Source organism: Saccharomonospora sp. NPDC046836, from assembly GCF_040645195.1.
In the GTDB taxonomy this organism is placed as follows: Bacteria; Actinomycetota; Actinomycetes; order Mycobacteriales; family Pseudonocardiaceae; genus Prauserella_A.
In genome coordinates this window covers 23,562-43,465 of record NZ_JBEYXW010000008.1, presented here as the reverse complement: position 1 = coordinate 43,465, position 19,904 = coordinate 23,562, and the positions used below count along the sequence as shown (strand labels likewise).

General features: G+C 69.2%; 13 protein-coding genes and 2 pseudogenes. 5 read left to right on the top strand and 10 right to left on the bottom strand.

All coding sequences use genetic code 11. From position 1 onward, the window contains the following. The first annotated feature begins 5 nt into the window (after nt 1-5). Nucleotides 6-992: a TIGR03842 family LLM class F420-dependent oxidoreductase gene (locus tag ABZ863_RS12410; RefSeq protein WP_358534472.1), complete on the top strand. Its 987-nt coding sequence runs from the start codon at nt 6-8 to the stop codon at nt 990-992. 7 nt (nt 993-999) lie between these two features. On the opposite strand, the pseudogene ABZ863_RS12405 reads toward ABZ863_RS12410, so the two are convergent. The 3 genes and pseudogenes from ABZ863_RS12405 to ABZ863_RS12395 form a co-directional block, all read right to left on the bottom strand. After that, nucleotides 1,000-1,750: pseudogene (locus ABZ863_RS12405) on the bottom strand (serine hydrolase domain-containing protein). A gap of 23 nt (nt 1,751-1,773) precedes the next feature. Next, nucleotides 1,774-3,315 carry a N,N-dimethylformamidase beta subunit family domain-containing protein gene (locus tag ABZ863_RS12400; RefSeq protein WP_358534470.1) on the bottom strand — a complete coding sequence of 514 codons (1,542 nt, stop codon included), beginning with the start codon at nt 3,313-3,315 and terminating at the stop codon, nt 1,774-1,776. Beyond that, nucleotides 3,312-4,133 (bottom strand): siderophore-interacting protein, encoded by an 822-nt coding sequence (locus ABZ863_RS12395; protein WP_358534468.1) that lies wholly within the window; start codon nt 4,131-4,133, stop codon nt 3,312-3,314. The genes ABZ863_RS12400 and ABZ863_RS12395 overlap by 4 nt, the downstream gene beginning before the upstream one ends. A gap of 168 nt (nt 4,134-4,301) precedes the next feature. Between ABZ863_RS12395 and ABZ863_RS12390 the strand changes: the two genes are divergently transcribed. After that, a complete protein-coding gene (locus tag ABZ863_RS12390; protein ID WP_358534466.1) occupies nt 4,302-4,916 on the top strand; it encodes a TetR/AcrR family transcriptional regulator in 615 nt (204 codons plus the stop codon). A gap of 119 nt (nt 4,917-5,035) precedes the next feature. On the opposite strand, the gene ABZ863_RS12385 is transcribed toward ABZ863_RS12390, so the two are convergent. The 3 genes from ABZ863_RS12385 to ABZ863_RS12375 all read right to left on the bottom strand — a co-directional run bounded on the left by ABZ863_RS12385 (nt 5,036) and on the right by ABZ863_RS12375 (nt 8,927). After that, on the bottom strand, nt 5,036-6,574 hold the full coding sequence (locus tag ABZ863_RS12385) for a DHA2 family efflux MFS transporter permease subunit (RefSeq protein ID WP_358534464.1): 1,539 nt from the start codon (nt 6,572-6,574) through the stop codon (nt 5,036-5,038). A 129-nt stretch (nt 6,575-6,703) separates the two neighbouring features. Continuing rightward, a complete protein-coding gene (locus ABZ863_RS12380; RefSeq protein WP_358534756.1) occupies nt 6,704-7,633 on the bottom strand; it encodes an SMP-30/gluconolactonase/LRE family protein in 930 nt (309 codons plus the stop codon). 88 nt (nt 7,634-7,721) lie between these two features. Then, nucleotides 7,722-8,927 (bottom strand): S8 family peptidase, encoded by a 1,206-nt coding sequence (locus ABZ863_RS12375; RefSeq protein ID WP_358534462.1) that lies wholly within the window; start codon nt 8,925-8,927, stop codon nt 7,722-7,724. A gap of 148 nt (nt 8,928-9,075) precedes the next feature. Here ABZ863_RS12375 and ABZ863_RS12370 point away from each other — a divergent pair, with 148 nt between their 5' ends. Beyond that, nucleotides 9,076-9,885: a hypothetical protein gene (locus ABZ863_RS12370; RefSeq protein WP_358534460.1), complete on the top strand. Its 810-nt coding sequence runs from the start codon at nt 9,076-9,078 to the stop codon at nt 9,883-9,885. Between the two features lie 11 nt (nt 9,886-9,896). Here ABZ863_RS12370 and ABZ863_RS12365 read toward each other — a convergent pair whose 3' ends face one another. Further along, complete coding sequence (locus ABZ863_RS12365; RefSeq protein WP_358534458.1) at nt 9,897-11,522, bottom strand: acyl-CoA synthetase; 1,626 nt, start codon at nt 11,520-11,522, stop codon at nt 9,897-9,899. Between the two features lie 93 nt (nt 11,523-11,615). On the opposite strand from ABZ863_RS12365, the gene ABZ863_RS12360 reads away from it, so the two are divergent. Beyond that, nucleotides 11,616-13,292 (top strand): bifunctional 3'-5' exonuclease/DNA polymerase, encoded by a 1,677-nt coding sequence (locus tag ABZ863_RS12360; protein ID WP_358534456.1) that lies wholly within the window; start codon nt 11,616-11,618, stop codon nt 13,290-13,292. 403 nt (nt 13,293-13,695) lie between these two features. On the opposite strand, the gene hrpA is transcribed toward ABZ863_RS12360, so the two are convergent. From hrpA to ABZ863_RS12345, 3 genes and pseudogenes are all read right to left on the bottom strand, one after another. Next, nucleotides 13,696-17,571, bottom strand: coding sequence for an ATP-dependent RNA helicase HrpA (gene hrpA, locus ABZ863_RS12355; protein WP_358534454.1), 3,876 nt, complete (start codon nt 17,569-17,571; stop codon nt 13,696-13,698). A 191-nt stretch (nt 17,572-17,762) separates the two neighbouring features. Continuing rightward, complete coding sequence (locus tag ABZ863_RS12350; RefSeq protein ID WP_358534452.1) at nt 17,763-18,389, bottom strand: MMPL family transporter; 627 nt, start codon at nt 18,387-18,389, stop codon at nt 17,763-17,765. A 161-nt stretch (nt 18,390-18,550) separates the two neighbouring features. Beyond that, a pseudogene (locus ABZ863_RS12345) lies at nt 18,551-18,868 on the bottom strand (MMPL family transporter); the annotation flags it as partial. Nucleotides 18,869-19,214: 346 nt separating this feature from the next. Between ABZ863_RS12345 and ABZ863_RS12340 the strand changes: the two are divergent. Beyond that, complete coding sequence (locus tag ABZ863_RS12340) at nt 19,215-19,820, top strand: TetR family transcriptional regulator (protein ID WP_358534450.1); 606 nt, start codon at nt 19,215-19,217, stop codon at nt 19,818-19,820. Nucleotides 19,821-19,904 lie beyond the last annotated feature (84 nt).

The following is a 19,904-nucleotide window of genomic DNA, read 5'->3' as shown; positions in this document are numbered from 1 at the left end:
ACGCCATGGACTTCGGGGTGGTGCTGCAGACCGATCCACCGGCGAGCGAGGTCATCCGGCTGACGGCGCTGGCCGAGGACCAGGGCTTCGGCTACGGCTGGACCTTCGACTCGGTCGTGCTGTGGCAGGAGCCGTTCGTGATCTACTCGCGGATTCTGGCGGCGACGTCGTCAATGGTGGTCGGGCCCATGGTGACCAGCCCCGGCACGCGGGACTGGTCGGTGCTGGCCTCGCTGTTCGCCACGCTCAACGACATGTACGGCAACCGCACGGTGTGCGGCATCGGACGCGGCGACTCCGCACACCGGGTCGTCGGCAAATCACCGTCCACATTGGCCACCCTCAGGGACTGCATGCACGTGGTGAAGGAGCTCGCCGAAGGCAGGCAGGTGACACTCGGCGACGTCGCCGTCCAGATCCCGTGGGTCCGCGACGGCAGGCTGGAGATGTGGATGGCCGGGTACGGCCCGAAGGCGCTGCGGCTGGCCGGCGAGCACGCCGACGGGTTCATCCTGCAGTGCGCCGATCCGGCCATCGCGCGGTGGACCATCGGCTCGGTGCGGGACGCCGCCCGCGCCGCCGGGCGCGACCCGGAGGGCATCACCGTGTGCGTCGCGGCACCGGCCTACGTCGGCGACGACCTGCCGCACCAGCGCGAGCAGCTGCGCTGGTTCGGCGGGATGGTCGGCAACCACGTCGCGGACCTCGTCGCGCGGTATGGCGACTCGGGCCCGGTGCCGCATGAGCTCACCGACTACATCGCCGGGCGCCACGGTTACGACTACGCGCACCACGGCAGGGCGGGCAACCCGTCCACCGACTTCGTACCCGACGAGATCGTGGACCGCTTCTGCCTGCTGGGACCAGCTTCCGCCCACCGGGAGCGGCTCGCAGAGCTGGCCGAGCTGGGCGTGGACCAGTTCGCCGTCTACCTGATGCACGACCAGCGGGAGCAGACCCTGGCCGCCTACGGCAAGGGCATAATCGGCTGACGCGCTCTCAGACCAGCGCCTGGTACACGAGCTGGCGCAGGTGCTGGCGGATCGGGTGCGCGCTGGAGGGCAGCAACTGGGTGAAGAACAGCGCCGTCACCTCGTTCGCCGGGTCCACCCAGAAGGCGGTGCTCGCCGCGCCGCCCCCGTCGAGCTCGCCACCGCCCAGCAGGAACTGGGTGAACCGGTGGCAGTCCGCGGCCGTCGAGACGAGACCGCCCCCGCCGGAAAGGCAGTCGGGTGGGGTGCGGCCGATCGAACCGAACGCATCGTTGCGAACCGCCGTGCGGGTGCCGGGCCGCGGGATGTAGAGCACCGCGAGCTGGTCGGCGTCCTCGGCGCCGACGCTGAAAGGCGGTGTCGGTCATCCCGAGCGGCACGAAGATGCGCTGGCTGAAAACTCGTCGAGCGGTTGCCCGGACACGACCTCCACGAGGCGGCCGAGCACGTCGGTCGCCACCGAGTAGTTCCACTCGGCCCCCGGCTGGAACACCAGCGGCAGCTCGGCCCACCGCGCGACGCAGTCGGCGAGGTCGAGGCCGGGTGGGGGCCCCATTCGAACCCGTCCGCCCGGTAGAGCGCATCAACCGGGTGACCGTGGTGGAAGCCGTACGTCAGACCCGCGGTGTGGGTCAGCAGGTGCCAGGCAGCAGGCCATCGTCGACGTATCGCGCGAAATGCCGGTCGATCCTGGCCAGCCGTGCGGCGTCGAACCCGAGCTCGGCCGGGTCGGTGTCCACCTTGAGCGCCGTCGTCATGGCACGTGTCTACCACGCAAGGGCTAAGACCCGCCGGAGTTGTCCGGCGGCAGTGTGGGCACGGGATTCGGTGTGGCGCCGGGGATGTCGAGCGCGGCGAGGTTGTCCACGGCCGGATGCGCACGGCCTGCGGGGCCGTCGGCAAAGGCCTGGAACAGGCGTAGCGTGATGGCACTGATCGCCTGATGCGCGGTCGGATCGCCGCCGCTTTCCGGGCAGGTCGGGTCCAGCGCACAGATCCAGTACTGCGTGCCGGTGGAGAACACCGCCGCCCCGCTGGGCGTGGTGTAGTAGCTGACGTCGGCGAAGTCGGACCGGCCCTGGCAGGTGACCGGTGAGCGGAACAGCACCTCGATGGGGCGCGGCGTCGGCACCGAAAGGTCCACCTTCGAGTACTCGTTGCCGACCAGTCCTGGCAGCCGTTGCCCGTTGCGGACGATCCCATTCAGCAGCCAGTTGGCGTCGTTGGCCACCACGAGGTCACCACGCACCGGATTGCACTGGTAGTAGTTGCCCAGCAGCACGCTCTCCGGGCGGGGATGCGGCGGCGAACGCCATTCCGGGGTCGCCTCCAGCGGGTTGCTGGTGTGGATGGGGTCCTCGGTGAAGGACTTGTAGCCGACCTGCAACCGGTCCGGTCCTAGTGCGGTCGGTTCCATTCGGATGTGCCGGTAGATCTCGTTGCCGCCGAGGAAAGCCAGGTTCACACCGCGGTCACGGGCCGCCGTGGTGTGCTGGCGCATCGCGGTGGACCAGTACTCGTCGTGGCCGAGCGTGACGACGGCGCGGGCGCCGTCGAGCAACTGCGGGTCCGCGTGGAGGTCGACGTCGGTGGCGTAGCCCATTGGCAGGCCGGCTTGTTCGGCGAAGCGCACCAGCGGCAGCTCGAAGTACAGGAAGTCGCCGGCGCCCTGCATGTCCGCGGCCTGGTAGGGCCGGTCGAACGACACCGCCCTTGACCGCTGCGCCTTGCCGCCGCTCGGCGACTCGTAAAGGCTGTAGCCGCCCCATTTGTTGTATGCCTGCCAGGTGGTCACGGCGTTGATCAAGACGATCTTGCCCGCGTTGGACGGGGTACGCACCGTCAGCGGTACGAACTGCTGTGCGCCGTTGTCGCCATCGAGACGGAACAGGTAGGTGCCGGGCTGCCAGCCGTTGGTCTGCACGGTGAGCGAGGGCTGCCACGGCGCCACCACCGTGTTGGTCGGCTCCTGCACCACCGGCGCGGCCTGGCGGCGACCCGGTTGCTGCGGTGAGATCCAGACCTGCCGGGCGTCCGCGCCGCGATAGGGACCCATCCGGTAGGCCGTGACCGTGTAGGAAACCGCCGTGGTGCTGACGAACAGCCGTACGTCCTGCCCCGGCAGCACACTGGTGCGGTCGGCGAAACCGTCGATGGCGTGCTGCGGGCCGGGGTCGCTGATCAGCCAGCCGGGCGTGCCGGGCAGATCGGTTACGGCAGGGGCGGGCGGTGGTGGGGTGGGGGCTCCCGTGCAGGCGGCCACCGCGGCGAGCGTGGCCAGCAGGGCTGCCGCCCCGCGTCGCCAGCGCGCCGCCATGGTCATTGCCCGGCGGCCTCCTCGGCGGCTCTCAACGCCGCCTTCTCCTCCCGCCACGCCTCGTCGGCCTTACCGCGGCGCCAGTAGCCGGAGATCGACAGCTGCTCCTTGGCAACCCCGCGCTCGGCCAGCAGGTGCGTCCGCAGCGCGCGGACGAAGCCCGCCTCGCCGTGCACGAACGCGTGCACGGTCCCATCCGGGAACCGCAACGCCCGCACGGCCTCGACGAGGTCGTCTCCCGCTGAGCGGTGCAGCCAGCGGATCTGCGCGGCGGCCTTGGTCGCCAGCGGCTGCTCCTCGGCGGCGTCCTCGACGAGAAGGAACGTCTCGACAGTGGCACCGGCGGGCATGGCCTCCAGTGCAACGCCGATCGCTGGCATCGCGCTCTCGTCGCCCACCAGCAGGTGCCAGTCGGCGTCGGCGCTGGGCGCGTAGGCACCGCCTGGGCCGATCAGCAGGATCTCGTCGCCGGGCCGCAGGTTCGCCGCCCACGGCCCGGCGAGCCCAACGTCGCCGTGGTGGACGAAATCGATCGTGAGCTCGTCGGAGTCGTGATAACGCACCGTGTAGCTGCGCTGCCGGGGCCAGTGCTCGCGCGGCAGTTCCGCCTTGATGGTGCGCAGGTCGAACGGCTCGGGATAGGTGACGCCGGGTACTGGGAACAGCACCTTGACGTAACTGTCGGTGAACCCGTTGGGCGTGAAGGCAGCTAGACCCGGACCACCCGCGACGACCCGGATCATGTGGGGCGTGAGCCGCTCGGTGCGGAGCACCCGCAACCGGGTCACCGGCTTGCCACTACTCCGGTCTTGTGGCTGCGCCATACGTGGCTCCCTACTGCGCGGATTGAGGGGACTTTGCTTAGGTTACCCTAAGGTTCACTCGTTAGCACCAATGTACGGCGCGCTCGGCCTATCTGCGAGTACCACCGGTTCTGCCGCAGAAACGCTGTTCTGAGCGGAGACGCGGGGACGCATGAGAAACTGCACCTCATGTCCACGGAATCGGCGCCGAGGTGGCGGAGGCTGGGGCCGGACCAGCGGAAGGAGCAGATCTTCGCCTGCGCGGCCGAACTCTTCGGTGAGCGACCCTACGCCGATGTGTCCACATCGGACATCGCTGCCCGTGCCGGGGTGGCCCGTGGCTTGATCAACCACTACTTCGGTACGAAGCGCGAACTGTATCTGACGGTGGTACGCCGGGCACTCACCGTGCCGCACTTCGCCGTGACCCGGCTTCCCGCGGGGCCACAGGAGGAACGGATCGACGCGGCGGTCGACTGGTTCCTCGACATGGTGAGCAAGCAGGGCAAGATGTGGCTGGCCGCGATCACGCCGGAGGGCATCGGCCGCGACGTCGAGGTGGAGCGGATCCTCGATGAGGCCGACCGGGAATCGGCAGACCGGGTGCTCGAAGCCATGGGGTTCGAACCGGGCGACCCGCGCTGGAACGAGTACAACGCTCTCGTGCGCGCCTACGGCGGCATGGTGAAGGCGGCCGGCCGCGAATGGCTCGTCCGCGGGGCGCTCGACCGCGCCCAGGTGCACACGCTGCTGAGCAGCGTCCTGCGCACCCTCGTCACCGAGGTCCTCCCCCACTCCCGTTAAGTCCCCAAGGCCACCTTGGTTGCAGCTTTCGAACACTGCGGCGCGAAGCGTCTCCGTTTGGGTGGTGGTGGGAGACGGGTGGGCGCAACCAAGGTGGCCTTGGGGGCACTATCAGTACCTCAGTGAGTGAGCACCGGGGGTGCCGACGCGGTGTCCTCCTCGTCGCGGGCCGGTGGGCGGCGCGGCAGGAACAGTGCCGGCAGCACACACAGCGCGAGCAGCACCAGTGACCACAGGAACGTCGACGCGAAGGAGTCGGCGGCCAGCACGGCCGCGGCATCGTGCGTCTCCGGATTCATCACAGCCGCCGTCGCCGCGAGCTGTCCCTGGCTGGTCGGCACACCGAACTGCCCGGCCAGCCGCGACGCCAGGATGATCGACATGACCGCCGCGCCGATGGCCCCCGCCGTCTGCTGGAGGATGTTCAGCGCGCTGGATGCCTGCGCGACGTCCGCCTTGGTCAGCGTCTGCAGGGCCGCCGACATGATCGGCATCATCGACATACCCATACCCATACCGAGCACGAAGAGCGACGCCAGCAACGCCCAGTACGGGGTGTCGGCGCCGACCCTGGCGAACACCACCAGACCCGCGATGATCAGCACCAGCCCGGGAAGCACGATCTTGCCCGCACCGATCTTGTCGGCGAGCCTGCCCGCCACCGGCATGACCACCATCGCGCCGAGGCCCTGCGGAGCCAGCAGCAGCCCGGCTTCCAGCGCCGTGGCATCGCGCACGAGTACGAAGTACGTCGGCAGCAACAACATCGCCCCGAAGAACGAGACCGCGAACAACGCCATGGTGACAGCCGCGATCGAGAACGTCCTGTTCCGGAACAGCCTGAGGTCGACAAGCGGGTTGTCGACCCGCAGTGCACGCACGACGAACCCGGCCACCAGCACGATGCCAAGCGCCATCGGCAGCCACACGCTCGTCGCGCCGATCCCGCCCGCGACCGGGATCTCGGACACGCCGTAGATGAGCAGCGCCAGGCCGGGCGAGAGCATCAGCATGCCGGGGAAGTCGAACCGGTGCGTCGGCTGCGGCTCGTCCTTCGGCAGCAACCGCCACGCCGCCCACAACGCCACCAGGCCGATCGGCACGTTGATGTAGAAGATCCACCGCCAGCTCACCGAGTCGACGAGCCAGCCGCCGAGAATCGGGCCTGCGATCGGACCGAGCAGCATGGGCACGCCCAGCACGGCCATGACGCGGCCGACACGCTGCGGGCCCGCCGCGCGGATCATGATCGTCATGCCCGCGGGCATCAGCATGCCGCCACCGAGCCCCTGGATCACCCGGAAGGCGATCAGTGACTCGACGTTCCACGCCATCCCGGCCACCATCGACCCGACGAGGAACAGCGCGATCGCCACCATGTAGAGCCGTTTGGTGCCGAACCTGTCGGATGCCCAGCCGGTCACCGGGATCACCGTCGCCAGCGCGAGCATGTAGCCCGTGGCGACCCACTGGATCCTGTCGAACGAGGTCTGGAACTCGATGGTCAGCTGCTGCAGCGCGACGTTGACCACCGTCGTGTCGAGGATCGCCATGATGGCACCGAGCACCACGACGCTCGCGATCTTCAGCACACCCCGGTCTAGTTTGTCATCCTCCGGCCGACTACCCCCGCCGGCATTCAAATCCACAGTCGCCATCAATAACTAACCGCTTCTCGTGAGAAATCAACGACAAAAAAACGGGGTGCCTGAGAGAATTCCCCATCCAAAGATCCAGACTACCTGGCGCGGAAATGTGACGACAACGGATTAATAATGTGTCCGGTCTCACGTCCCAGGTGCAGCGGTGGTAGCCACGCATCCCTCCTGGAGACTACCGAAGTACAGCCTGCCTGCGCACTCCCGGACACCAGTGAGCAGATGGAAGCCGTCGATCTCACCGCCCATGTCGTGCATGATTTCGCCACGAGCGGACACCGCCAACACGCCACAGGAGCGCGCCGGCGACGGCTGGGCCCAGTCCGGCAGGCTGCGCACGACCGACCGCAGCAGCGCGGGCAACCTCCGCACCCGGTCGAGCGCCGCCACTTTCGGGCTCGCCTGCGCCACCCAGATCAAGCCGTCACTGCCAGTGGAAATGTTGTCCGGAAACCCGCGCAAATCGCCCAGAAAGACATCGTTCGTGCCCGCGCGCTCACCGGTCAGCCAGATTCGGCGCAACCGCAGCGCCGAGGTCTCCGCGACCACGACGCACGACTCGTCGGGCACGAGCGCGACGCCGTTGGCGAAGTGCAGGCTGTCGGCCAGCAGGTCGATGGTCCCGTTGGGACTGCGCCGGAACAACCGCCCCGTGCCCGTCTGCTCGATCAGGTCGTCCCGCCACCTCGTGATCGGGAACCGGGTCGACGTGTCACTGAAGTACACGGTGCCGTCACGGCCGACGGCGGCGTTGTTACAGAACAGCATCGGCGCACCGGCGACCTCGGCCACGAGCGTCCGCACCGTTCCCGCTCCGAGCGACACCACGAGGACACCCCGTTCGGCGTCGCACACCAGTAACTCGTCGTCACCGAAGAGTTCGATTCCCAATGGCCGCCCTCCGGTATCGGCCACCAGATCGATCCGGCGGCCCTCGTCGGAGAGCCGGATGATGCGACCGTCGGCAAGTCCGGTATAGACCCGCCCCAGCCCATCCACCACCACGTCCTCGGGTCCGTAGCCGTTGACGGGGATGAGCTGAACGTCATCGAACGCGATCATCACGCCTCCTCACCAGCAGTCTTTTGCAGTGTGACGGCCCGGTGCGCGATGCGCACCGGGCCGTCGGAGGTTGAACCGGGAAGGGCTATTCGCCCGTGTACAGCAAACGGTTCGGCGTCCCCGCGCTCGGGTTGGTGATCTTGTCGGGGGTCGCCGCGGCGACCAGTGCCGACTCGACATCCGCCGGGGTGGCCTCGGGGTTGGCCGACAGATACAACGCGGCGGCGCCGACCACGTGCGGCGTGGCCATGGATGTGCCGCTGATCGTGTTCTCGCCACCGTCGTGCCACGCCGAGGTGATGTCCACACCTGGCGCGTACAGGTCGACGACGGTGCCGTAGTTCGAGAAACCGGCCTCGGCGTCCTTCTCGTCGCTGGCCGCGACCGTGATCGCCTCGGTGACACGAGCGGGCGACGTGCCGCCCGCGTCCTGTGCCTCGTTACCTGCCGCGATCCCGAAGGTCACACCCGCTGCGATCGCGCCGCGCACGGCCTCGTCGAGGACCGGGTCGGCCGGGCCGCCCAGGCTCATGTTGGCCACCGAAGGGCCGCTGGCGTTCTGGGCGACCCAGTCGATCCCGGCGACGACCTGCTCGGTCGTTCCGCTGCCGTCGGCATCGAGCACCCGCACCGGAACGATCTGCACTCCCTTGGCCACGCCGTACTCCTCGCCGCCGATGGTCCCCGCGACGTGCGTGCCATGACCGTTCTCGTCGTCCGGATCGCTGTCGTTGTCGATGAAGTCGACACCACCGGAGACCCGGCCGCCGAAGGTGGGGTGATCGGCGGCGACACCGGTGTCGATCACGTAGGCGGTGACGTTCTCGGCGTTCGTGGTGGCGGTGTAGGTCTCGTCCAGTGGCAGGTCACGCTGGTCGATCCGGTCGAGTCCCCAGGATGGTGGCGCCTGCTGCGCAGTTGCGCCATCGGAGGCTCGCACGCGCTGGTTCTGCACGACATAGGCCACGTCGCTGTTCGCGGCCAACCGCCTGGCCTCGGCCTCGGTGGCCTGGATCGAGAACCCATGCAGTGCGCTGCCGAACGTGCGGGTGACGCTCGCGCCGTAGTCACCGGCCAGCTCGCCTGCCAGCGCGGCAACCGTTCCGAGAAGCGAGTCCTGTTCGAGCACGACGAGGTAGCTGCCGTCGACGGCATCGGCGGTGTTGGCCGACAGGATGGTCCCCATTGGCGCGGCGGCCGCCGCTCCCGCGCCGGTAGCGACCAGACCCGTCACGCCCGCGAGTACGGCACCCGCGGTGAGGCCACGCCGCAGCTTGCCCGAATTACCCATGGTCTTCCCCTTCCCCAGCAGTGATATGTGAGTAATGCAAACGGGGCCGGCATAGTTGGGCAATAATTCACAATCAACAGTTGTAGACCATTCGGAGCAGTACTTTTACTCCGAGCGGCACCGGTGCTCGGGTTGGGGGAACGGCAACATGGCCGAAACCGCGTTCTCCGCGGCGCTCCGGCAGGCGATCTCAGCCAGCGGCCTCGGCCTCGACCGCATCCAGGTACGCCTGCAGGAGCGCGGAATCATCGTCAGCGTCACGGCACTCAGCTACTGGCAGTCCGGGAAGCGGCGGCCGGAACGGCCGCGCTCCATGTCTGCCGTCCGCACGCTGGAGGAGATCCTCGGCCTGCCCACCGGCTCGCTGTTGGGCCTGCTGCCGCCGCTACGCAAGGGCACCCAACCACTCACTGTGGACACTCCCGCCATGACCCTGCTGAGTCTGCGCGATCGGTGCGACGTCGACCCCGGCGGCACGCAAAGCATGGTGACGGCCACCACCGTCCTCCGGGCCGACACGAGTGGGCAGGATCGCTGGCTGCTCACCTGCCAGCAGAACGGCGGGCGGCCGCCGGTGCTGCGGGCGGAGCGCAACTGCACGCTCGGCCGGGTCGAGGTGGACCATGCCCGCGGCCTCACCCTTGCCGAACTGCTGTTCGGCCGCACGCTCGACGACGGCGGAACCCAGCTCGTGGAGTACTCGCTGCGCTACGAGCATCCACGACACCGGCGGGCACGGAAGTCGCATTTCCGGGAGTTCTTCCACCCGGTATCCGAATACCTGCTGGAGGTCCGTTTTGGACAGACAGCACTGCCCGAGCGCTGCTGGCGGTACGCGCGCCCTGCGCATGGCGGCCTGACCGAGTCCAGCGAGCTGCGGCTCGATGACGACAACGGCGTGCAGGCCCTCGCCCTCGACTTCGGACCCGGCGTCTTCGGCATCGCCTGGACCGGATGACCCGCCGGGGGTCAGGACAGCGTGTTGCGCAAGATCTTGCCGGTGGCGTTGCGGGGCAGCTCCACGACGAACTCCACGTCCCTCGGCACCTTGTACCGCGCCAGGTTCCGCCTGACGAACTCGCGCACGGCGTCGGCATCCAGCTCCGCTCCAGGAGCACGCACGACGAACGCCTTGAGCCGCTGGCCGAACTCCTCGTCCGGCACACCGATCACCGCAACGTCCGCCACCTCGTCATGCCCCATGAGGAGGTTCTCCACCTCCACCGGATAGACGTTCTCGCCACCGGAGACGATCATCTCGTCGGCGCGGCCGTCGATGAACAGCAGCCCGCGCTCGTCGAAGTGCCCGACATCGCCGGTGGCCAGCAGCCCGTCGATGGTCTCCTTCCGCCTGCCGTCGGTGTAGGACTCGAACGCCAGCCCGCTGCCGACGAACACCCGGCCGGTCGCGTGTGGCGCGGTGATCTCGTTGTCGTGCTGGTCGTAGAGCGCGACCCGGCAACCCACGGGCGCCCGGCCGACGGTGCCCGGTGCCTGGCGCCAGTCCTCGGGTGTCGCGACCGTCGCGACGGACACCTCGGTGGAGCCATAGAGATTGTGGACGACCGGACCGAAGAGCTCGGTGGCCCGGTTGCCGACACCGGGCGCGAGCGCCGAGCCCGAGACGAAGATGATCCGCAGACACGAGGTGTCGTACTTGCCGATCACCTCGGGTCCGAGGTCGATGATGCGCTGCAACATGGTCGGCACCAGCACGATCGCGGTGCAGTGGTACCGTTCCACGCCGCGCAGCGTCTCCTCCGCATCGAAGCGGCGGCGCAGCACGATGGTGCACCCGAGCGCGAGCGACAGGATGAACTGCGAGATGCCGGTGCCGTGGAAGAGCGGTGCACCCATGAACGTCGCCTCGCCCACCCTCAACGGGATCCGGTCCAGGAACTGCGCGGAGTCCAACGGCGAGATCCTCGGCCTCGGCGCCCCCTTCGGCGTGCCCGTGGTGCCGCTGGTCAGCAGGATCAGCCCACCGGGCTGCTCCGGTGGGGGCAGCGGCCGGTCGTCGGTGCTCGCGATGACCTCGTCGAGTACCGGGAACTGCCGGACTGCCAGGTCCGAGTCGGCCCACGCCAGGTAGTGGTCGACGCCCTCGACACCGCTGAGCAGCTCGGTGAACTCCTCGTCGGACACGAGCACGTCGACCCGCTCGCGCGCGGCGACATCGGTCAGCTGCGGCTTGGCGAAGCCGGTGTTGAGCAGCAGCAGCGGCGAGCCGAGCTTGCCGGCGGCGAGCATGGTGACCACCAGTCCGCGATGATCGCGGCACAGTGCCGCGATGGCCGAGCCGGCACGCACCCCACGCTGCGTCCACGCGCGGGCGAGCGCGTTGGACTGCCTGTCGAGCTGCGAGAAGGTGAGCGGCCCGCGCTCGTCGACGATGCCGATCGCCATCGGATCGCGCCGGGCGGCGATGCGCACGGCACCGGCGAGCGGGCCGTACCTGCGGGTGGTGACCAGCGAGCGCAGACTCTCGTCGAGCCGCGGAAACGGCACCAGTCCCGCTCGCCACATCACTTCGACGCTGCGAGCCGTTTCCGTGACGCGAGTCGCCACCTCGGCCACAGTGCGCGGCCTTCTCATCCGGGCACCTCCTCCAGCTCGAATCGGTCAATCTATCCGCTCCGTCGATCCTCTGTCCGCTGACTGTCGGTGCCACCGTCGACAATCATCGGCGTGGAGGTAATCGTCGCGCGGGAACCGGACGGTGGCTACACCGTGCGCGCGCTCGGCGGCGATGCCGGGCTACCGCCCCGGCTCGGTGAGGCCGAGCTGGTGCGGCACGCGGCCCGGGTGGAGGCCGAGCTGCGGCCGCGGTGGGTGTTCGCGGCGGTGGAGCACGACTATCCGGCACTGCTCGGCGGTGGTGTGCGGGTGCGACGTTGTCATGATCTTTCCCTGGTCGAGGGGATCCTGCTCGCCTACGAGGGACGGCATGACCAGGCACGCTGGCTCGCCGCCGCCTACGCCAGGGCACGCGGGCTGGAACCGCCCGCCGAGGCCGGCCCCGGCCACCCCGACCTGGACGAGCAGCCCACACTGTTCGATCCGCGCGGCTCGGGACTGCCCGCCGGGGTGGCCGCGGCCGAGGCCGCCGAGGTGGTCTACGCCGAGCAGCGGCGCCGCATCGAGCGGCTTCCCCACCCGGCACGGCTGCGCCTGCTGGCGGCGGCGGAGTCGGCGAGCGCGCTGGCGGCCGCCGAGATGTCGGCCGATGGGCTGCCCTGGCGCGCGGACGTTCATGACGCGTTGCTCACCGAACTGCTCGGCCCACGGGTTCCCACGGGGCAACGGCCGCGCCGGCTCGCCGAGCTGGCCGAGCGGATCCAGCAGGCATTCGGTGGCAGGCCCCTGACCCTGGACCACCCCGGCAGCATCGTGCGCGCGTTCGGCCGCGCCGGCATCACGGTGCCCTCCGCCAGGGCCCACGTGCTGCGAGGTATCGATCATCCCGCGGTCGCGCCGCTGCTGGAGTACAAGGAGCTCGCCAGGCTGCACTCCGCGCACGGCTGGACGTGGCTGGACCAGTGGGTGCACGGCAACCGGTTCCGTCCGGTCTTTGTGGTGGGCGGAGTGGTGTCCGGCCGGTGGGCCAGCCGCGGTGGCGCCGCACTGCAGATCCCGCGCATGCTGCGCGCGTGCGTGACCGCGGATCCCGGCTGGAAGCTGGTGGTGTCCGACGCAGCGCAGCTGGAACCCCGCGTCCTCGCCGCGCTGGCGGGTGACCGCAGGCTGGCCGAGGTCTCCGCGTCGGCTGATCTCTACACCAGCCTCGCCGAGGCGATGTTCCCCGGTGTGCCTGTGGATGCCGCCAACCGGGGTCGCGCGAAGATCGCCATGCTGTCGGCCATGTACGGCGGTACGGCAGGCGAGGCGGCGTCGCTGCTGGCACTGCTGCGGCAGCGGTTTCCGACTGCCGCGTCCTATGTGGAGCGCGCCGCGCTGGCGGGCGAGCGCGGCGAAATGGTGCGCTCGCGGCTCGGCCGCACCTCGCCCCCGCCGTCGGCCGCGTGGCGGGCGCTCACCGGCGGTACGGCCAACGAGGACCAGGCCCGGCGCGCCGCGCGTGACTGGGGCCGGTTCACCCGCAACTTCGTGGTGCAGGCCAGCGCCGCCGACTGGACCGCGGTGCTGCTGGCGACCCTGCGGCAGCGCCTGCCCGCGCCGGCGCATCTGGTGTTCTTCCAGCACGACGAGGTACTCGTGCACACGCTGGCCGAGCTGGCCGACGAGGTGGTCGCGTGCCTCGCCGCCGCGGTACACGACACCACCACGCTGGTGTTCGGCTCCGCCTGCCCCGTCCGTTTCCCCATGCCCGCCGCCATCGTGGACCGGTACGCCGACGCCAAGTAACCACGAGTTGCCCGCCCCAGCGCGCGAGTCCCCCACCCCAGCACGCGAGTTGCCCGCTCCAGCACCCGAGTCCCGCGCTCTGGGGCGCGAGTCCCCCACCCCAGCACGCGAGTCCCCCGCCCAGGCATGCGAGTCCCGCGCTCTGGGGCGCGAGTTGCCCACCCCAACGCGCGAGTCCCCCACACCGGCTGCCGGTCCGGAAACGGGGCGCACGCCCGGCACCCACCTGGTCCGCGCCGGGCTGGCGGCAACCGTGCGATGGCCCACCCACCGCCCGAAATGGGGCAACTCGGCGTCCGGAACGGGCAACTCACCGTCCAGACCGCGCAACTCACCGTCCGGAACGGGGAACTCGCGGGCGGGAGCGGGGGACTCGCGAGCAGGAGCGGGGGACTCGCGGGCGTCAGACGGCAGCGTCGTCGAGCGCGCGCAGGATCCGCTTCACCGACACCGGGTAGGCGGTTCGCAACGTCTGCGCGAAAAAACTCACCCGCAGCTCCTCGATCATCCACCGGATCTCGCCCAGTTCCGGGCTCGGATCGGTACGCGGCGGCACCGCATCGAGCGCCGCCTGGTACTCCTGACGGAGCCACTGGACCTCCCGGAGCCGCTCGACGTCGCGCACCGGATCCGCCGGCAGCTTCTCCAGCCTGCGCTCGATCGCCCGGACGTACCGCACGAGATCGGGCAGCCGGTCGTAGCCGGTGCCGGTCACGAAACCGGGACGCACGAGACCGTCGAGTTGCTCCCGGATGTCGGCCAGGGACTCCCGCAGCGCGTCACCACGGGTGTCCGCCAGCCGGGCCTCCACGTCGTGTGCCGCCCGCAGAATGTCCTCCACCTCACGCAGGACCGACAGGACGGTGCCGTTCAGCCCCGTCCGGACCCGCCCCAGCAGTGTGGCGAACCCCGCCTCGTCCCACGTCGGGCCGCCGGCCTCCGCGACGAGCTTGTCCACCGCGCAGTCGGCGCAGTCCTCCAGCAGCGCGCCGACGCTGCCGTGCGGGTTGCGCGTCAGCACCAGCTTCGAGGTGTTGCTGAGGTGACGATTGAGGTACTTCATCGGCGACGGCACGTTCAGCCGCAACAGCCGCCGCGTGCCCTCCCACATAGCCTTGCGCTGTTGCCCCGGCGTGTCGAGCATGCGCACGGCCACGCTGTCACCTTCGTCGACCAGTGCCGGGTACGCCTTGACCTCGTGCCCGCGCCGCCGAGCCTGGAACACCTGGGGCAGCTCCCCGAACGTCGGCGTACGCAGGCCAGACCGCTCAACGCTGTCGGCGGCGGCAGAAATGGTCTTGCGCAGCCGGTCATCGAGCCGCTGCCGCAACACCTCCAGGTCCTTGCCCTCCGCGAGTGTCCGCTTGCGCTCGTCGACGACGCGGAACGTCATCCTCAGGTGGTCGGCGATCACATCCGGCTCGAACGCCCCGGGATCGACAGCAACCCCGCGCAGCGCCTCGAGTTCGCGCGCCAGCACATCGAGCAGCAGGCCGTCTGACGCGTCCACTCTGGACAGTACGAGCTTCGCGGTGTCCGGTGCCGGCACGAAGTTGCGGCGGATCACCTTGGGCAGCGACTTGATCAGAACGGTCACCAACTCCTCGCGAAGCCCCGGAACCAGCCAGTCGAAACCGTCCACACTCACCTGGTTCAGCACTGGCAGTGGAATGTGGACGGTCACACCATCGGCGTCGGCACCTGGCTCGAACTGGTACGTCAGCGGGAAAAGCAGATCACCCTGCGTCCAGGTGTCCGGATAGTCGGCGGCACGCACCTCGTCGGCACCGACGTTGATGAGCATCGCCTTCTCGAAGTTGAGCAGGTCGGGCTGCTCGCGGCGAGCCTTCTTCCACCAGGTGTCGAAGTGCCGTGCCGACACGACCTCCGCCCCGACACGCTTGTCGTAGAAGGCGAACAACGTCTCGTCGTCGACGAGGATGTCCCTGCGGCGGGCCCGGTTCTCCAGGTCTTCCACCTCGTCCAGCAGGTCGAGGTTCTCGCGGAAGAAGCGATGGTTGGTGTCCCAGTCACCCTCGACGAGCGCGTGCCGGATGAACAGCTCACGTGAGGTCTCCGGATCGATCCGCCCGTAGTTGACCTTGCGCCCGGCGACGAGCGGGATACCGTACAACGTCACGCGCTCGTTGGCCATCACCGCGCCCTGTTTGCGTTCCCAGTGCGGCTCCGAATAGGTGCGCTTCACCAGATGCTGCGCGAGCGGCTCGATCCATTCCGGTTCGACCCGCGCGTTGACCCGTGCCCACAGCTTCGAGGTCTCCACCAGTTCGGCCGAAGCGATCCACCGTGGCTGCTTCTTGAACAGCGCCGAGCCGGGAAACACCGAGAAGCGAGTCCCGCGCGCACCGACGTAGTCGCCATTGGACGGATCCTTCAGCCCGACATGGGACAGCAGTCCCGCCAGCAGCGATGTGTGGATCCGTTGCGGGTCACCGGCAACGGTGTTGAGCGTGATACCCAACGGCTTGGCCAGCTGGCGGAGCTGGCCGTAGATGTCCTGCCACTCCCGCACGCGCAGGTAGTTCAGGAATTCGGTGCGGCACAGCTTGCGGAACTGGTTGTTGGACAACGCACGTTGCTGCTCGTGCAAATACTCCCACATTGCGAGGTAGGCGAGGAAGTCGGAGCTCGGATCGGCGAAACGGGCATGCTGTTGCGCCGCAGCCTGCTGCTTGTCCGCTGGCCGTTCGCGAGGGTCCTGAATGGACAGTCCTGCCGCGATGATCATCACTTCGCGCACGCAACCGTTCTCGGCAGCCTCGACGATCATGCGGCCGAGCCGAGGGTCGACCGGCAGCTGCGCGAGCTGCTGCCCGACGCCGGTGAGCTTGCCGGTGTCCAGCGCACCGAGCTCGGTCAACAGCTGAACGCCCGCGGTGACCTGGCGGCGATCCGGCGGTTCCACGAACGGGAACGCCGCGATGTCACCGAGGCCGAGCGAGGTCATCTGCAGGATCACCGACGCGAGGTTGGTGCGCAGGATTTCCGGGTCGGTGAACTCGGGCCGGGACTCGAAGTCGGCCTCGGCGTACAGCCGGACGCAGATGCCGTCGGAGGTACGACCGCAGCGGCCCTTGCGCTGGTTGGCCGAGGCCTGCGAGATCGGCTCGATCGGCAGCCGCTGCACCTTGGTTCGGTGGCTGTACCGGGAGATGCGGGCGGTGCCCGGGTCGACGACGTACTTGATGCCCGGCACCGTCAGCGACGTCTCGGCGACGTTCGTGGCGAGCACGATCCGCCGCCCGCTGTGCCGCTGGAACACGCGATGCTGGTCGCCTGCCGACAGCCGCGCGTAGAGCGGCAGGATCTCGGTGTTGGGTAGCGCAAGCGCGCCCAGTGCCTCCTGGGTGTCGCGGATCTCGCGCTCACCGGAGAGGAACACGAGGACGTCGCCGGGGCCTTCGGCGATCAGCTCCCGTACCGCATCGCTGATCGCCTGCACCTGGTCGCGGTCCGGATCGATGTCCGGATCGTCGGGGTCGACGACCGGCCGGTACCGTACCTCGACCGGGTAGGTACGCCCCGAAACCTCCACGATCGGCGCATCGGAGAAGTGTCGTGAGAACCGCTCCGGGTCGATCGTGGCCGAGGTGATGATGACCTTGAGGTCCGGCCTGCGCGGCAGCAGCTGCTTGAGGTAGCCGAGCAGGAAGTCGATGTTGAGGCTGCGCTCGTGTGCCTCGTCGATGATGATCGTGTCGTACTGCCGCAGCATCCGGTCCTGCTGGATCTCGGCGAGCAGGATGCCGTCGGTCATCAGTTTGACCAGCGTGTCGTCGCCGGAGGTATCGGTGAACCGCACCTTGTAGCCGACCGCCGCATCCAGCTCGGTGCTGAGTTCGCTCGCGATACGTTCGGCGACCGTGCGGGCGGCGAGCCGGCGCGGCTGCGTGTGCCCGATTTGTCCACGTATCCCGAGACCGAGTTCGAGGCAGATCTTGGGCAGCTGCGTCGTCTTGCCCGAACCGGTCTCCCCCGCGACGATCACGACCTGGTGCTCGCGGATCACCGCGGCCAGGTCGTCCTTGTGCTGGCTGACCGGCAGCTCCGCCGGGTACTCGATCTTCGGAACGGCGGCACGGCGCCGTTCGACCCGCGCCAGGGCGGTCTCGATATCGGCGGCGATGCGGGCAGTGACCGCGTCGGCGTCACGTGCCCGGCGCGCGCCGTCGATCCGGCGGCGCAGCCGGTGGGCGTCACGCAGGGTGAGCTCGGGCAACCGGGAACGCAGCTGATCGAGGGGGGAACGTGTGGACATACGGTGACCAGCTTAACCGGAAGCGGGCCGGTACCGACCCCGGCAGGCGGCATGATCGCTGAGGGGGGCACGCCGTCCGGCCACCCGCGTGCCCTAACGGGCAACTCGCGTGCCCGAGCGGGAGACTCGCACACCGGAGCGGGGGACTCGCGGGCTGGAGCGGGGGACTCGCGCACCTCGCGGTCCAGTGTCTACTCCTTTGTGGACGTGATGGCCGGTGCGAGTTGGTCGCTGTGGCGAAGGCGGTCCCCCTCGATGTCCACGCTGGGCAGCAGCCGGTCCAGCCACCGTGGCAGCCGCCAGGCACCGCGGCCCACCAGGGTCAGCACGGCCGGCACGAAGGTCATCCTGACCACGAACGCGTCGACGAGCACGCCGACCGCGAGCGCGAGGGCGATCGGTTTGATGACGGCGTCCTCCGTGGTCACGAAGCTCGCGAACACCGAGAACATGATCAACGCGGCAGCGGTCACGACTCGCGACGCGGCGCCCGCGCCGGCAAGGACCGCCCGTGGCTGCCCGGTGCGCACCCACTCCTCACGCATGCTGGAGACGAGGAAAACCCCATAGTCCATGGCGAGTCCGAAAAGGACGGCGAGGAACGGCACCAGCGAGTCCGCCAGCCGTTCGGAGGCGTCGGCGCTGATCGCGGTGCTGCCGGTGACCGCGATGGCGGCACCGGTCCGCTCCCGCAGCTGTGCCGCCTGGGCGCGGATCTCGTCGACGAGCTCACGGGTCGCGGTGTCCTGCGGCGCGGTCGTCGGTACGAGAGTGACCACCGCGCTGCCGGTCCCGGGGTTGTACCGCGGTGGCGCCACAGCAGCGACTCCGCGCAAGCTACCGAGCTCGCTGGCCAGCGGGTTTCCTCCGCTGCGGCGGAACCGTTGTCTGGCAAGGCGAAGCGCAGATCCGTGGCCGGTGTCACCGCGGTCGACGAGAGCGTGACCACTCCGCTGACGATGAGCAGCCCGGCGATGCCGATCGCCACGCCGATGAGCACGGTCACCAGCGGCATGCCCGCGGCCAGCAGCGAGCCGAACGTGATGGCCAGTACGGCAAGCGCCACCAGCACACCGATCAGTTCGAGGACACTGATCGACACCATGCCGTTGCCGTAGGCGGTACCGCCCACCTCGACGGGCCCGGCTCGCTCGGCGGGCCCGGTGGTCTGTTCGAGCCCGTCGAGGGAGCCGTCGGCCAGCTTCTCGCGCTGCACGGGATACTGCACCTGCGCGATGGCAGTGCGCCGGTCAGCCGACACGGTGCCGACGGTCGCCGGATCGACGATGCCTGCCACCTGAGGCGCTTTCGCTGCTGCCGCAAGGGTTTCGTTGATCGCAGCGGCGTAGCGCCCTCCGGCGCCTGGAACACGATCTGCGCGGTTGCACCCGCTGCCGCGGGGAACTCGGTGGCCATCCGGTCCATCGCCTGCTGCGACTCCGAGCCACGAGCGCGAGCGTGGCCGGCCACGCCGCGAGGACGAACCGGCGGCGTCAGAATGCGAACCGACCGACCCGGTAGAGAACTGTTGCCATTAAAGGAACTCCCGGTCCCGCGAGCGACAACGGATGAAATCGACGCCGCGATCACCGTACTACAAAGTGTCAGGACTGACACTTTGCGAAAACCGGGATACTGTGGTCATGACCACGCTGGGGCGGCGGGAACAGCACAAGGCGGCGACGCGCACGGCGCTACAGGAGGCGGCGCTGCGCTTGTTCGCCGAGCGCGGCTACGAGAACACGACCGTGCGGGACGTCGCATCGGCGGCCGGGGTCACGGAACGGACGTTCTTCCGGTACTTCTCCGCCAAGGAGGAACTGGTACTCGGGGAGGTCCTCGACCTGATCCCGGAGCTTCGCGAGCAGATCGTCGGCAGGCCCGCCGCGGAGGGTCCTTACCAGGCCGTGCTCGGTGCTCTGCTCGCCATCGCGGCCCGCCGGGAGTCCGGCCTCGGCATCCTGTTCAGCGGCCCGCCGGCACGCTTCCTGGCAAGCCCCGGGCGCTCGGCGAGCCCGGTGCTGCTCGAGTTCGAGGAGGGCGTCGCCGCCGCGCTCGCCGAACGCCTCGCCGCCGAGGCGGAGCCGGACGCGGCTGCCTTCCGTGCGTCCGTGCTGGCACGGGCCTCAGTGGGAGCCATGCGGAGCACGTTGCTGGCCTACTCCGCCCTTCCCGAGGAGGAACGTACGGTCGCCAGAGCGCTGGACATGGTCGGCGACGCCTTCGCGATCCTCGCGCACAACGGCTAGGGCCGCGTCCAACGGGGCACTCGCGAGCCTGAGCGGGCAACTCGCGAGCCTGAATGCGGGACTCGCGAGCCTGAGCGGGCAACT

Coding starts and splice junctions, on each gene's coding strand:
- ABZ863_RS12410 (WP_358534472.1), top strand. CDS start 6: ATGGACTTCGGGGTGGTGCTGCAGACCGATCCACCGGCGAGCGAGGTC.
- ABZ863_RS12400 (WP_358534470.1), bottom strand. CDS start 3,315: ATGACCATGGCGGCGCGCTGGCGACGCGGGGCGGCAGCCCTGCTGGCC.
- ABZ863_RS12395 (WP_358534468.1), bottom strand. CDS start 4,133: ATGGCGCAGCCACAAGACCGGAGTAGTGGCAAGCCGGTGACCCGGTTG.
- ABZ863_RS12390 (WP_358534466.1), top strand. CDS start 4,302: ATGTCCACGGAATCGGCGCCGAGGTGGCGGAGGCTGGGGCCGGACCAG.
- ABZ863_RS12385 (WP_358534464.1), bottom strand. CDS start 6,574: ATGGCGACTGTGGATTTGAATGCCGGCGGGGGTAGTCGGCCGGAGGAT.
- ABZ863_RS12375 (WP_358534462.1), bottom strand. CDS start 8,927: ATGGGTAATTCGGGCAAGCTGCGGCGTGGCCTCACCGCGGGTGCCGTA.
- ABZ863_RS12370 (WP_358534460.1), top strand. CDS start 9,076: ATGGCCGAAACCGCGTTCTCCGCGGCGCTCCGGCAGGCGATCTCAGCC.
- ABZ863_RS12365 (WP_358534458.1), bottom strand. CDS start 11,522: ATGAGAAGGCCGCGCACTGTGGCCGAGGTGGCGACTCGCGTCACGGAA.
- hrpA (WP_358534454.1), bottom strand. CDS start 17,571: ATGTCCACACGTTCCCCCCTCGATCAGCTGCGTTCCCGGTTGCCCGAG.
- ABZ863_RS12340 (WP_358534450.1), top strand. CDS start 19,215: ATGACCACGCTGGGGCGGCGGGAACAGCACAAGGCGGCGACGCGCACG.